The organism is Streptomyces sp. NBC_00513 (genome assembly GCF_041431415.1).
In the GTDB taxonomy this organism is placed as follows: domain Bacteria; phylum Actinomycetota; class Actinomycetes; order Streptomycetales; family Streptomycetaceae; genus Streptomyces.
The window spans coordinates 7,074,914-7,089,574 of sequence record NZ_CP107845.1; the positions used below are offsets into that span (position 1 = coordinate 7,074,914).

The following is a 14,661-nucleotide window of genomic DNA, read 5'->3' on the forward strand; positions in this document are numbered from 1 at the left end:
GTCACCCGACCGTCACCTCACCCTGCGGGATTCGAGTTGGGGCAGCCGGCCGAGCCGGTCCGGATGCCAGGGGACCGTGCCGCCGCTCTCCCAGGCGCGGAAGTCGATGCCGAGTTCCCTGCACAGGTACTGGGTGACGAACCGGCCGCTCGCGGCGGCCCGGATCAGACTGCCGCCGCCGAACCACTGGCCCGCCATGGAGAAGCCGTCCAGGCCGGGCAGGCGCATCCGGTCCTTGTTGATGAGCCCCGTGATCACGTCGTCGGCCGGGGTGAAGGACTTCCAGCCGAGGATGCTGCCGCCCCGTACGCCGGTGTACCGCTCCGTGGTCGTCGGGGAAGCCACGTCCACGACCTCGATGGCGTCGCCGATCCCCGGGTGGTGCCGTTCGAGGAAACCGCGCACGAAGTCGGCCACCTCCTGCTTGCGGGCCCAGTACGCCTTGCGGTCGGTGGTCCGCAGCCGCTTCCAGGAGTCGTAGTCGCTGAAGTAGGTGCAGTGGACGACGGACTTGCCCGGCGGGGCGAATCCGTCCGAGTAGCGCGAGCGCATCTGTACGACGAGGCTCTTCTGGAGGACCCCGGGCAGCGCCGCGCTGTCCTCGTCGGAGAGCAGGTAGGTGGTGCTGTGTCGGGCGTCCGGGTCCAGTTCGCCGTCGAGCCCGACGAAGACCGACACCACACCCGGGTAGAGCATGTCCGGGCGGCTCGTCATCTCGGTGAACAGCTTGTCGATCCGCGGGCTCGAATAGCGGCCCCCGAGCAGCCCCTCGATGGTCGTGACGCCGTCACAGGCCGAGACGACATGGTCGGCGAAGTGCCGCTCCCCGCCCCGCAGTTCCACACCGATCGCCCGATCGTTCTCCACCAGGACGCGCTCCACCCGGGCGCGGTAGTCGACGCGTCCGCCGAGCGCCGTGTATCGCTCCTCCACCGACCGGGACAGGCCCAGGGAACCGCCCTGCGGGAAACCGGCGTTGAGGTGGAAGGCGCTGGCCATGTTGAACAAGTACGGCAACAGCGGGAACACTTCGTGATCCTGGAAGAAGATGAACGGGAACGCCCGGCGCAACAGCGGATCCTCGAACCGGTCGCAGAACTTCTCCATACGGGTCACGGCGGTGCGCCAGAGCAGTGCGAAGGACGGCAGGACCGTACGCAGCATGGCCAGCCTCTCGCCCGCGGACTGGAGCGGGGGCGGCGTCAGGAAGGGGTAGAGGTTGATCCGGGTGAAGCGCCGCAGGTCCCGGCAGAACGCACGGATCGGGCGGGCATCGCCCGGGGAGAGCTCCAGGAGGTGCGCTTCGAGACGGTCGGGGTCGTTGTAGAAGGTGACCGAGCGGCCGCTCTCGTCGGTGACGGTGTTGAACATCTCGAAGTTGGCGATGGACTTGCCGTCGAGCGCGCCGAGTTCCCGCCAGACCCGGCTGGCGTCGTTGTCGCGTCCCGTGCCGGTGAGCCACTCGATGCAGTAGTCGAAGACGTAGTCCTTGCGCGACCACGCCGTGCAGCAGCCGCCGGGCAGGACGTGCCGCTCGAAGATCCGGGTCTCGGCTCCGCTCATCTGCGCGTAGCAGCCGGTGGAGAGGCCGCCGATGCCCGCGCCGATGACGATCACCCGAGGCGCCTCTCCCGGGGCGCGACCGCCTCCCGGGGCCCACGGGCCCCGGGCCTCCCACACGGGCCTGTCGTCACGCGCCATCGGGTTCCCTCTCGGTGGTGCCGTTCTCCGGGGAAGCGGGCCGCTTCCGGGGGGCGGTCGCGGTGTCGTCGCCGAGCGCGGAGCGCACCAGGGCGGCGTTGCGTTCGGCCGGCTTCTCGTCGAGCATCTCCGCGTGCAGGCCCGCGCCGCGGACCAGCCGGCTGAGGGTGGTGGAGGCGGTGTGCCAGCTGCCGCGCTGTCCGGCCGCGTAGAACGACGCCTTCGCCTCGTCGGAGATCACGGTGACCGTCGCGTCGACCGCCCCGTGGTTCGGGGTGCGTCCGCAGTACTCCAGGTAGTCCCTGGCCTGTTCGAGGGTGTGCGCGGTGACGGTCTCGGAGTGGGTGTGGCGGCGCAGGTGGTCCCGCAGTTCGCGCTCGAACGCCTCGGTGTGCTCGGCGGAGATGCCGTACTCCTCCTCGATGCGGTACGAGTCCACGATCACGACGTGCGCGACCTCGCGCCCCCGCTGTTCGAGCCGCTTGGCGACCTCGAACGCGAGGTTGCCGCCCAGGGAGTAGCCGACGAGGAGACAGGGCCCCTCGGGGTGAAGTGACTCCACGAGATCGGCGTAACGCACGCTCTTGTCGCCGTCGACGTGGTTGAAGGCGATCAGTTCGTGCGACCGCAGGTGAGTGGCGAGGTGGCGGTAGACGAGGCCGTGACCGCCGGCCGGCGGGAAGCAGAAGACGAGTGGTCCCTCGCCCGTGTTGAAGGACAGGTGGGAGAGGTTCCCGGAGATCCGGCCGGTGACGATGTCCTCCACCGTGCGGGACATGCCGTGCAGGGTGGTCACCTTGAACAGCAGACCGACCGGGATCGCGATGCCGAACTCCTTCTGGAGGCGGTGGATCAGCTCGATCAGGGTGATGGAGCTGCCGCCGGAATCGAAGAAGTCGCTGCGCAGACCGACGCGTTCGAGACCGATCACCGCCCTCCAGTGGGCCGCCACGCGCTCCTCGTAGAGCGTGACGGGCGGTTCGTGCTCCTCCTGCGCGGCCCGGACCCGGGGTGCCGGCAGCGCGTCCGGGTCCACCTTGCCGTTCGAGGTGAGGGGAAGGGCGTCCAGCGCCTCCAGATGGGCCGGGATGAGGTACGTGGGCAGATGCGCGGCGAGGTGGCGGCGCAGCGCGCGCGGGTCGGGATCGGCGCCGGCGGCGCGGACCACATAGGCGCAGAGCGCCGGCTCGCCGCCGCGATCGGTGCGGACCACGGCGCAGGCCTCGGCGACCTCGGGAAGAGCCGTCAGCAGGGACTCGATCTCCCCCGGCTCGATGCGGTGGCCGCGCAACTTGATCTGGGCGTCGGCACGGCCGAGCAGGTGGATGCGGCCCCGGGCGTCCCTGCGCGCCAGGTCCCCGGTGCGGTAGAGCCGCTCGGGGACGGCGTCGGGCCCCCGGTCCAGCGTGACGGTGACGAAGCGGCCGGCGGTCTGCTCCGGATCGCCGACGTAGCCCAGGGCCAGGCCGGCCCCGCCGGCCCACAGCTCGCCGGTGACCCCGGTCGGTACGGGCTGCCGGCGGGAGTCGAGGACGTGCAGCACGCAGTTGGGCAGCGGGGTGCCGATGGGGACCGTGCTGTTCGGATCGAGGTCGTCGGTGGGGCCCTCGAAACAGGCGCTGTCGACGGTGGCCTCGGTCAGGCCGTAGGAGTTGACGACCCGGGTGTCCGGGCCGCAGAGTCCGCGCAGCCGCTCGTACTCCGCGACCTTCCACGTGTCGGACCCGACGATCATCAGCCGCATGAAGTCCAGCCGGTGACCGCCCTCCTCGCAGTGGGTCATCAGCGCGCGGACGACGGCGGGGACGAACTCGGCGTGGTCGACCCCCTCCGCGACCATCGACTCGTGCAGCCGCGCCGTGTTGAGGAGCAGCTCGCGATCGGCGAGGACGAGCCGGCCGCCCGAGCACAGGGCGCGGGTCAGGTCGCCGGTGAAGACGTCGAAGGACACCCCGGCCATCTGCAGGTGGACACCCGGGGCGGTGTCCAGTTCGTATTCCTCGCGCCAGGCGGCGCAGAGGGCCGAGAGGGCGCCGTGGGACACCTCCACGGCCTTGGGCCGGCCCGTCGATCCGGAGGTGTGGACGACGTATGCCGGTGTGTCCGCGCCCACGGGCGCGTCGTCGGCGGGGGAGCCGGCGCCGCGGGCCGGGTCCACCGCGTCCCGCGCCATGACGTCGGTGAGGAACGAGGCGCCGGGTACGTCCAGCCGCTCGGCGCCCGTCGGGTCGGTGAGGACCAGCCGCGCGGCCGCGTTGCCCGCCATGAAGGCGAGCCGCTCCGCGGGATGGTCGGGATCGAGGGGCAGGTAGGCGGCCCCGGCGCGCAGTACGGCCAACAGCGCGACGATCAGCTCGGGCGACTTCGGCAGGCACACCGCGACGACGCCGCCGCCCGCTCCCCGGGCCCGCAGCCGCGCGGCCAGAACGCCGGAGGCACGTTCCAGCTCCGCGTAGGTCATGTGGCGGGCGACCCCCTCGGGGTCCGCGGCGGGGACCGTGATCGCCACGGCGTCCGGGGTACGGGCCGCCGCCCGCGCGAACAGACGGTGAACCGGTGGCTCCGGGGCCAGGACGGGACCCCTCGTGGCCGGGCCGTGCAGGATCTCGCGCCGTTCGAGATCGCCGAGCATGTCGAGTTCCGCCGCGGCACGCCCGCCCGGGGCGCGGGTCAGGGCGTCGAGGAGATTGCGGTAGTGGCCGACCAGCCGCCGGGCGGTCTCGGGCCGGAACAGGTCGGTGTTGTACTTCAGGACGCAGTGGAAGCGACGCTCGGACTCGTCCTCGTACGCCGACAGCGTCAGGTCGAACTGACCCTCCTCCTCGGGTAGTTCGATGTAGTCGAGGTGGTAGCCGTACTGCTGCGAGGACACCTTGTGGGCGAGCAGGATGAACATCGCCTGGAAGACCGCCGAGCGGCCCGGGTCGTGCTGGAGGCCCAACTTCTCGACCAACAGGACGAACGGGTACTCCTGGTGGTCGATCCCCCCGAGCACCGTCCTGCGGACCTGGGCCAGCAGGTCGGCGACGGTCGGGTCACCGCCCAGGTTCGCGTACAGCGGCAGGGGGTTGACGAAGTAGCCGTACACGGACGACAGGTCCTCGTCCGTGCGCCCGGTCACCGGGCTGCCGACGACGACGTCGTCCTGACCGGAATGGCGGTGCAGCAGCAGGTGGTAGGCGCCCAGCAGCACCATGAAGACGGTCACGTCGTGTTCGCGGGCCAGGGCGTGGACCCGGGCGCTGAGGTCCTCGTCGAGGACGAAGAACTCGGAGGCGCCGTTGTGGGTCTGCACGGGGGGCCGGGGCGCGTCGGTGTGGAGGGTGAGCGGCGGGACCTCGGCGGGCAGCGCGCCGCGCCAGTAGTCCAGCATCCGGTCGGCGTCGGGCGACGCCAGGAACCGGTTCTGCCGGTTCAGGAAGTCGACGTACCGGCCGCGGACGGGCGGCAGGTCGACGACAGGGCCCGTACGCAGGCCTTCGTACAGGGCGAGGAGTTCCTCGATGAAGGTGAAGGTGGAGATCGCGTCGGAGACGATGTGATGGACCGCCTTCATCAGCACCCAGCGGTCCGGACCGCGCCGGAACAACCGGAAGCGCATCAGGCGGTCGTGCGCGAGATCGTACGGCCTGCGGTACTCCCCGACGATCAGCTCGCGGATCTCGTCCCAGTCCATGCCCTCGACGTCGAAGACCTCGGTGTCCGGCTCGACGCAGTCGCGGACGACCTGGATCGGCCGGCCGTCCTCCATGACGAAGTTGGCCCGCAGCACCGGGTGACGGGCCACCAGGGTGCGCACGGCGGCGGTCATCAACTCGGGGTCGATCTCGGTGCGGACCTCGACGGCGCCGCCGATGTTGTACGCGAAGCCGTCCGGATGGAGCTGCTTCAGGAACCACAGGGCCTTCTGGTTCTGGGTCAGGGGGTGGCGGGACGGGTCCTCGTGGACCTCCACGGCCGCCGAGACGTCCGGAACCTCCGCCCTCGCGGCGAGTTCTCCGGTGGCCTCGTGGAGATGGACCGTCAGCTCGCGCAGCGGGGCTCCGCTGAGGAGCGCCACGACCGGCAGTGCGACCCCGGTCGCCGCCTGGATCCTTGCCCGCAGCTCCATGGCGAGGAGCGAGTCGATGCCGTGGGCGGTGAGGCCGGCGTCCGGGTCGAGCTGATCGGTGCTCATCCGCAGTACGGCCGACGCGCAGCCGAGGAAGCGGTCCGCGACGAGCCGGGCGCGCTCCTCCTCGTCGACGGCGGAACGGAACCGGTCCAGGTAGTCGCCCTGTTCGTCCCGCGCCCCGCCATCCGCGGCGGACAGGCCGGGGGCCGTGGCCTTGGCGGCCTCGGCGGCGAGGCTCCTGACCAGCGGGGGCGGCGACGGGTACCAGGCGAGGAACGTCTTCCAGTCGACGACGGTGGCGATCAGGAGCTGGGCGCGGTCCTGGCCGAGGACCCGCTCCAGGACGGCCATGCCCGCGGACGGGGAGAGCGAGCTCATGCCCCGGACGGTGCGGTAGTGCTCGACCAGGCTCAACTCCTCGATCATGCCGGTCGCCCAGGGCCCCCAGTCCAGGCTGAGCGCGGGCAGCCCCCGGGACCTGCGGTGATGGGCCAGGGCGTCCAGGAAGGCATTGCCCGCCGCGTAGTTCGACTGACCCGTGGTGGTGAGCAGGGACGCCACGGAGGCGAAGAGGACGAAGTGGTCGAGCGGCTCGTCGCGCAGATGGTGGTGCAGGAGCCAGGCCCCCGCGACCTTCGGGTCGACGACGCGGTCGTACGCGTCCCGGTCCACGGCCCGCACCGGGGTGTCGCGCACATGCCCGGCGAGGTGGAAGACGCCCCGTACCGGGGGAGCGTCCCGGTCCCGGTGGTCGGCCAGCCAACGCGTCCAGGCGCGCTCGTCGGAGATGTCGAGGGCGGCATGCACCGGGTGGGCGCCGAGCGCCTCCAACTCCTTGACGAAACGGACCGCGGAGTTCGCCGGGGAGCCCGGGTCGAGGGCGCGCCAAGTGGCGCGGTCGGGGAGTTCCGTGCGGCCGACGAGGATCAGGTGCCGGGCACCCCGGTGGACGAGGTAGCGGCACAGCAGCCTGCCCAACGCCCCGAACGCACCGGTGACGAGGTACGCGCCGTCCGGGCGCAGCCGGGGCGGGAAGGGGCGCGTGAGGCCCTCGGGGCGGGCGAGGGCGCTGACGAGGCGGCGGCCCTCGCGCAGGGCCACCTCGTCCTGCGGCAGGTCCGGGGTGGGCGGGGCGAGGATCTCGCGCAGCAGCGCCTCGGCGTCGGCCGGCGCTCCCCCGGCCCGCGCCCCGTCGGCTTTCGCGGACCGCGGGACGGACTCGTCCGGGGTGCCCGCCGGGGGGAGCGGCAGGTCGATCAGTTTGCCGCGGTGGGCGGTCAGCTCCTGGTGGCGCAGCACACGGCCGATGCCCCAGACGGGGGCGCCGAGCGGTTCCACGGGCTCCCCGGGGACGGCCGCCTGGGCACCCCGGGTGACCAGGTGCAGGGCGGACGGCGCGGCCGACTGCCCCGGGTCGTCCTGAAGGGCCTGGGCCAGGGCGACGACGGAGTAGCCGCCCAGCGTGCTGTGCGCGTCGAGTCGTCCCCGATCGCTGTCGTCCAGGGCGGGCAGGTCCAGGTTCCACAGGTGGACGAGGGTGTCGAGGGCCGGACCGCGGGCGGCGGTGAGGTCGGCGAGCAACCTGCGGAGGTCGTCGGCACTGCCCGGGACCACCCGGGAGTCCCGTCCGTCCGGGTCGAAGGCGTAGCCGTCACCCGGACGCACCAGGTGGCAGTGCGCGCCGCTCGTGACGGCGAGGGCGGCGAGGTGGTCCGCCACCCCGCCGGGCTCGTCCGCGAACAGCAGCCACGTGCCGCGGGCCGGCGGGCTCGGGTCCGCGTCCGATGCCGTGTCCGCGTCAGGACCGCCGGACACCCGGGGTGCTTCCGTCCAGGTGAGTTCGGCGAGCCATCCGTCGATGGTGGAGACGCCCACCGTGGCCGACACCTGTTCCACGTCGGCGGCGCGGAAGCCGCGGACGTGTCCGAGCGGTTCGCCGTTCTCGGTGTAGAGGGCGATGTCTCCGACGAGCTCGTCCTTCGCCCGCCGTGTGACGGTGGCGTGCGCCCACAGCGGCCGGTCGCCGACCGGGGCCGTGCGTACCGCGTCGATGGTGAGCGGCAGGAGCATCCCGTCCCCGGGTTCCGCTTCCGCGGAGGGGAGTCCGGCCACGAGCAGGGTCTGGAAGCAGGCGTCGAGCAGGACCGGGTGGACGTGGTGGTCGGCGGCGCCGTCGACGCACGCGGGTGGTCGGATCAGGGCGAGGGCCTCGCCCGGTGTCCGCCAGACCTCCGCGATGCCCCGGAACGCCGGGCCGTAGTCGTAGCCGAGTGCGCTCAACGTGTCATAACACGCGGTGGCGTCCAGGCGCAGGTCCGCCCGGGCCCGGACCGACTCCCCGTCCAGCGGGGCGGTGCGAGCGGCCGGGACGCCGCCACGCACCACGCCGAGCGCGTGAACGGTCGCGGCCTCGCCACCGGTCGCGACGGTGAAGGCGCAGGTCTGCGCGGAGAGCGACAACTGGACGGCGCGGGGCGCGTCGTCGGGCAGGAAGAGCGCCTTGCGCAGTTCGATGTCCCCCAGCTCGGCGTCCGTGCCACCGGTCAGGGTGCGCAGCGCCTGGTACGCCATTTCGACGTATCCGGCCGCCGGGAACAACGTCTGCCCCTGGATGCGGTGATCGGCGAGGTAGGGCGTGCTCTCCACGTCGAGCGCCACCTCCCAGGCGGGCTCCGCGGTGGCCAGCCGCCGCCCCAGCAGCGGATGGTCGACCCGGCCCAGCCTGATCTGCGCCACGGGGGCCGGTTCGGTCCAGTACCGGTCCCGCTTCCATGGATAGCGAGGCAGCGGAACCCGCCGCCCGCGCGGGTGGAGGGCCTCCCAGTCGACGGCGCAGCCGAGGGCGTACAAGGCGGCCAGGGAGGTGGTGAAGCGCAGGGCCTCGCCTTCGGCGCGGCGGATCGACGCCAGGGTGGTGACGCTCTGGTGCGGACCCCCGGTCACGGTCGTGGTCGTGGTCGCGGAAGTGAACGCGGTCGCCGGGTCGCTCTCGCGGGCGGCGAAGCACTCCTTGACGGAGTGTCCGAGCACCGGGTGGGGCCCGATCTCCAGAAAGGTGCGGTGCCCGTCGTCGAGCATGGCGTCGACGGCGGAGCGGAAGCGGACGGTGTCACGGACGTTGTTCCACCAGTAACCCGCGTCGAGTTCGGGCCCCTTCGCGCGCCCCTCCCGGCCGGTGAGGTAGAGGGGCAGCCGCGCGGGACGCGGTTCGATCCCGGCGAGCTCCGACAACAGTTCGGTCCGGATCTCCTCCATCGCGGCGCTGTGGTAAGGGACTTGTACGTCCAGGAACCTGGCGAACACACCGTCGGAACGGAGCGCTTCCGCGTACTCGGTGAGGGCCGCGCGCTCGCCGGCGAGGGTCAGTGCCCCGGGGCTGTTCACGGCGGCGACGGACAGACGGTCCCCGAAGGGCGCCGCACGCCGTGACGCCTCGTCCTCGGACAGGCCGACGGCGAGCATGGTGCCCCTGTTCGCGAGCCGGTGCTGCAGGCGGCTGCGGTGCAGGACGATCCGTACGGCGTCCCGCAGGCTGTAGACCCCGGCCTCGTGGAACGCGGCGACCTCGCCCGTGCTGTGGCCGACCACCGCGCCGGGGTGTACCCCGTGGGCGTGCCAGAGGGCGGCGAGGCCGACCTGGACGGCGAAGTTGGCGGGCTGGGCAAGCCATGTCAGCGCCATCCGGGACACGTCCTCGGCGGCGTTCAGTTCGGCGGTCAGCGACCAGCCGGCCTGTGCGACGATCTCCCGATCGACGGCCTCGACGGCCTCCCGGTAGACGGGCGAGGTCTCGAACAGCTCTCGTCCCATGGCCCACCACTGCGGCCCCATGCCGGTGAAGACCCAGGCCGGTGAGGTCGGTTGTCCCTCACGGTGCCGGCCGAGCAGGACACGGGGGTGCTCCTCGCCCCGGACGTACGCCGCCAACGCCTCGTCCAGATCGTGACGTGTCTCGTACACCACGGACAGCCGGGCGTCGTGATGCTGCCGGTGCCGGGCGAGGGAATGGGCGAGGTCCGTGAGGGAGACGGAGGCATCCGCGGGGACTGCCGAGGGCGTGCCCGGGTCCGCCAGCTCCTCCCTGACGGCCTCGGCCAGCGCCGGCAGCACGGAGATGTCGTGAGTGCTGAGCGGCAGCACACGGAAGGGGAGTTCGGCGTCCGGACGTTGCTCGGGCACCGGCGTCGGGGCGTCCTCGGCCACGGGCCGGGGCGCCGGGGGCGCCTCCTCGAGCAGTACGTGGGCGTTGGTGCCACCGAAGCCGAAGGAGTTGACGCCCGCGCGGGCCGGCCCCTCGTGAGCGGGCCACGGAGTGACCCGGACCGGGATCTCATAGGGCGCGGCGTCCAGGTCGATCGCCGGATTGATGCGTTCCAGATTGATGTGCGGAGGGATCAGCCGGTGTTCGAGACTGAGGGCGGTCTTGATGAGACCGGCGATGCCGGCGGCCGACTCGGTGTGCCCGATGTTCGTCTTGACGGAACCGACGTAGCACGCGGCGCCCGGCTCGCGCCCCACGGCGAGGGCTCTCGCCAGCGCGTTCGCCTCGACCGGGTCTCCCACCGGAGTGGAGGTGCCGTGGGCCTCCACGTACTGGAGGTTGCCCGGGGTGATCCCGGCCCGTGCGCAGACCTGCTCGATCAGTGCGGTCTGGGCGTCGGCGCTGGGGACGGTGATGCCGTTGGTCCGCCCGTCCTGGTTGACACCGGTCTCCGTGATCACGGCGTGGATCGGGTCGCCGTCGCGGACCGCGTCCGCGAGGAGTTTGAGGACCACGATCCCCACGCCCTCGGCCCGGACGTAGCCGTCGGCTCCGGCGTCGAAGGTTCGCGAGCGGCCCTCGGGCGAGAGGAAGCCGCCCTTGGTCTCGGCGATGGTGTACTGCGGTGTCAGATGCAGCAGCGTGCCGCCGGCCAGCGCCAGTGAGCTCTCGCCGCGTCGCAGACTCTCACACGCGAGGTGCACGGCCACGAGCGAGGAACTGCAGGCGGAGTCGATGGACAGGCTCGGGCCGCGGAAGTCGAAGCAGTGCGAGAGCCGGTTCGAGACCATCGTCATCATCGTGCCGGTCGCCGTATGCGCTTCGAGGGTGTCGAACCGCAGGTCGGAGAACTGCAGGATCTTGTAGTCGAGGGTGAACGCCCCGACGAACACCCCCACGTCCCGCCCGGCCAGCTCGCCGGGCTTCTGCCCGCCGTCCTCCAGGGCCTCCCAGGCGACCTCCAGGAGCTTGCGTTGCTGGGGGTCCATGGCGTGCGCCTCGCGAGGGCTGATGCCGAAGAACGCCGGGTCGAACTCGTCGAAGCCGTCGATGTAGCCGCCGCGTCCGCCCACGAGCCGCCCGGGTTTCGCCTTGTCCCTGCTGCCCAGACCGGCCGCGTCGTATCTGTCGGTCGGTGTCGCGGTGATGCAGTCCTTCCCCTCGACCAGATTGCGCCAGAACGACCGGTGGTCGTTCGCTCCACCAGGCAAACGGCAGCCGATGCCGACGAGGGCGATCTTCTCGGGGGGCGCTGCGGGAGTGGGCGGCGGGGACGTACGGGCTTGTGCAGACATGAGCGTTCCTTGAGTCGTGAAAACGGGCGCACGAAGGGGAGCGGCGCGCGCCGCACGAGCGTGAGCGGGCGGGAAACAGGCGTGAGCGGCTCGGAAGCGGAGGGGAGCGGTGAGGCGGAGCGGGGGAGACGCGCGGGAGTGGAGCCCCTCACCCGGCGGAGCGGCGCCAGGGGTGGGCGAGCGTGGTGAGAATGCGATCGGTGGCCGGGAAGGCGCGCGGATCGGGCAGTCCGACCGCCGCCGGCTCACGGCCGGGACGCCAGGTGAAGGTGCCGAAGAGCCTGTCCCACACGGACAGGTCGGAGCCGTAGTGACCGGCCTCGGCCAGATCCGTGCTGTGGTGCAGTCGGTGCTGCTCGGGACCGACGAGGACATGGTTGAAGGGCCCGAGTCGCACCCGGATGTTGGCGTGGACGAAGTACCCCTGGGCCACGACGAAGAGCCCCACACCGAAGACCGCGCGCTCGGAGAACCCCACCAGCGCGAGCGCCAGTTGGACGAACCCCTGCGAGATGACCACGTCGGCCACGTGGTTCACCCCGTTGTTGGCGACGTTGACCTTGCCCGGCACATGGTGCACGCCGTGCAGCCGCCACAACCACGCGTAGGTGTGCCCGGCCCGGTGCACCGCGTAGCTCGCGAGGGAGCCGAGCAACAGGGCCGGCGGGATCTCGGCCCACAGGGGAAGCAACGGGTGTGAAGTCGCCACCGCGCCGACGGCCAGGAGCACCAGATTCTGCCCGAGTGCCCCTCCGATCGCGGTGAGGACGTAGTACACGCCGTAGTACCCCCACTCCCGTCGGTCCGGCCGCCATGAGGTGTTGAAGGGGATCAGGAACTCCAACACCACGAGAAGGCCGAGTACCGCGAACTGGAAGAGGAAGGTGGCCATGCCCGGCTCCCATCCGCGCCACTCGGTGAGGGCGAAGACGCCGACGGCGGCGAGCAGCAGCACGGGCTGGGCGGCCACCGCCAATACGTCTCGCGCCGTTGACCGGGGCATGGCACTCCCTCATCGAGGTGGTGACGGGATGGGCTGAGAGATCACTCCCGGCGCGACGAAGGCCGAGGAGGCCATCGCAGTATGTAGCTTCACGACTACACACTGCAACCGCTTCTGCCCCGGCGCGCGGTGTCGCGGGCGCCGGTCCCGTGATCCGCACACCCCCCGGGGCTCGCAACCGGAAATCTCTTCAACCCCGCATATTTCACGCCGTGTTGACGTAGGTGTCAGATGAATCGATTCGGCATTTCCGGCGTGGTCCCACTGCCCGTCATCCGTCATCCGCCACCACGCTCACGCACCTCGCGCATCACGCCGCGCAGCGCCTCGTACGCGCCTCCCGATCGACGCCCGATGCGCCGGCGACGCCCGGGGGGCGCAGCGCGATCCGTCCCGCAGTCGCTCGATTACCGTTCGTCGCCACGGCCGCCCGGTAATGTGATGTATTCAGGTCGACAGGACGGGTCGGAGGACCGGAAGGGGGCGCAGTGCGCGCGGCGCGGACGTTGGCGACGCTGGACGAGGTCGAGCTCGGTGACCATGTCTGCCGGCTCATGCAGCCTTCCGCGACCTTGCTCTCGGACGCCCGGGCCTATGTGGCCGACGGAGCCCTGTACGGCGACAAGGTCCTGGTCATCGGCCCCATCGACGTCCCGCGCACCGCGAAGCCGCTGCCGTCCGCCGCGGTGATCCTCGATTTCCCGAGTACGGCGGATCCCGAGTCGATCCTGGCCGCGGTCCGTCGGGAAGTCCGTACCGCCACGAGCCAGGGATTCCGCTCGGTACGCGTCCTCACCGAGCGCATGCCCTCCTCGGCGCCCCACGGAGCCGAGGACCTGCTGGCGCAAGAGATGCGGCTGGACGAGTTCGCCGCGGAGAGTGGCGCCATCGTGGTCTGCGCCTTCAGACCGTCGCTGTGGGACGCGTCCGCGTTGGAGCGGGTGGCATGCGTGCATCCGCACGAGACGGGCACGCGCGCACAGCGTCCGACTTTCCGGATGTTCAGTACGGGCGCCGACGGGTGGAGCGTGGACGGAGTGATCGACTCGGACTGCGCGGCAACGTTCAACGCCGCGGTGCGGGCAGCGGTACGGAACACGCCGAAGATCAGACTCCGCTTCGACGCGCTCGAAATGATCGACGCCGCCGGGATGCACGCGCTCGTGGACGCCGCCCGCCACCTTCCGGACCGCCGTATCCTTGTGGAAGGCGCCAACGACACCGTGCGTCTGTGCTGGGAACTCGCGGGCTACGCGGCCCCCGGAGTGCCGGTGGTGATGGCCGCATGAGCACGACCTACCCCTCGAAGCCGTCCGACCACGACGGCGACCCGTTCCACCACGAGCTGTACCCCTATCGCGGAGACGCACAGTTCCTGTCCGGGACGCTGGGCTTCATCCACGAGGCGCTCGAAGGCGGGGAGGCGGTGGTCGTCGCCGTCCCCTCGGACAAGGCGTCACTCCTGCGCGGTGAGCTCGCCGACGAGCCCGCCGTCACCTTCGTGGACACCACGACGGCCGGACCGAATCCCGGCCGGCTCGTCGCCGCCTGGACGGCCTGGATGAGGGAGCGGGGCGAGGGTGACCGGCCGGTGCGAGGCATCGGCGAAACCGCGTGGCGCCAGGCGCGCAACGCCGCCCACCTCTCGGAGCTGCGCCACCACGAATGGCTCCTGAACCGGGCCTTCGCGCGCAGCTCCACCTGGTCGATGCTGTGTCCCTACGATGCCGAGGACGAGGACGAGGAAGCCCTGCGGTCCCTGTCCCGCTGCCACCCGCTGATCCGCAGGGACGGGCGGCACGTGCGCAACGACGGTTACCTCACCGGCGAGGAATACCCCTTCGAGGTCCTCGCCGACCCGTGCGATCCGTTCCAGGAGCTGAGCTACGCGCACGGTGATCTGGCCGCGATCCGCTCGAAGGTGTCCCAGTGCGCGTCCGACGCGGGCGTCCCGCAGGACCGGCTGCCGAAACTGGCCGTCGCCGTCACGGAGATCGCGACGAACAGCATCCGCCACGGCGGGGGCAACGGAACCCTGCGTACCTGGAGCCAGGACTCGACGTTCCTCTGCGAGTTCCGTGACTCCGGCTACATCCCCGACGTGATGGTGGGCCGCAACCGTCCCGAACCGGAACAGATCGGCGGTCGCGGCCTCTGGCTCGCGCAGCAACTCTGCGACCTCGTCGAGATCCGCTCCACCCGTGACCAGGGCACGACGGTGCGCCTCCACATGGACGTACCGCGGTAGTCGTGCCTTCCGTGCCGGGATCGTGAACCCCGCGGCCCC

The 14,661-nt window shown here is 71.5% G+C and carries 5 protein-coding genes; 2 read left to right on the top strand and 3 right to left on the bottom strand.

Annotation, left to right across the window (positions count from 1 at the left end; genetic code table 11):
* Nucleotides 1-12: 12 nt before the first annotated feature.
* The 3 genes from OHA84_RS31855 to OHA84_RS31865 all read right to left on the bottom strand — a co-directional run bounded on the left by OHA84_RS31855 (nucleotide 13) and on the right by OHA84_RS31865 (nucleotide 12,374).
* Nucleotides 13-1,701, bottom strand: coding sequence for an NAD(P)/FAD-dependent oxidoreductase (locus tag OHA84_RS31855; protein ID WP_266953383.1), 1,689 nt, complete (start codon nucleotides 1,699-1,701; stop codon nucleotides 13-15).
* Complete coding sequence (locus OHA84_RS31860; RefSeq protein WP_266968461.1) at nucleotides 1,691-11,371, bottom strand: non-ribosomal peptide synthetase/type I polyketide synthase; 9,681 nt, start codon at nucleotides 11,369-11,371, stop codon at nucleotides 1,691-1,693. The genes OHA84_RS31855 and OHA84_RS31860 overlap by 11 nt, the downstream gene beginning before the upstream one ends.
* Nucleotides 11,372-11,519: 148 nt before the next feature.
* Nucleotides 11,520-12,374, bottom strand: coding sequence for a sterol desaturase family protein (locus OHA84_RS31865; protein ID WP_266968459.1), 855 nt, complete (start codon nucleotides 12,372-12,374; stop codon nucleotides 11,520-11,522).
* Between the two features lie 488 nt (nucleotides 12,375-12,862).
* On the opposite strand from OHA84_RS31865, the gene OHA84_RS31870 reads away from it, so the two are divergent.
* Nucleotides 12,863-13,663, top strand: a complete 801-nt coding sequence (locus OHA84_RS31870; RefSeq protein ID WP_266968457.1) for an MEDS domain-containing protein — start codon at nucleotides 12,863-12,865, stop codon at nucleotides 13,661-13,663.
* A complete protein-coding gene (locus OHA84_RS31875; protein ID WP_266968455.1) occupies nucleotides 13,660-14,622 on the top strand; it encodes a sensor histidine kinase in 963 nt (320 codons plus the stop codon). The genes OHA84_RS31870 and OHA84_RS31875 overlap by 4 nt, the downstream gene beginning before the upstream one ends.
* Nucleotides 14,623-14,661 lie beyond the last annotated feature (39 nt).

Bases quoted from the DNA above. Each gene is read 5' to 3' on its own strand.
- OHA84_RS31860 (WP_266968461.1), bottom strand. From the start codon at position 11,371: ATGTCTGCACAAGCCCGTACGTCCCCGCCGCCCACTCCCGCAGCGCCC.
- OHA84_RS31865 (WP_266968459.1), bottom strand. From the start codon at position 12,374: ATGCCCCGGTCAACGGCGCGAGACGTATTGGCGGTGGCCGCCCAGCCC.
- OHA84_RS31875 (WP_266968455.1), top strand. From the start codon at position 13,660: ATGAGCACGACCTACCCCTCGAAGCCGTCCGACCACGACGGCGACCCG.
- OHA84_RS31855 (WP_266953383.1), bottom strand. From the start codon at position 1,701: ATGGCGCGTGACGACAGGCCCGTGTGGGAGGCCCGGGGCCCGTGGGCC.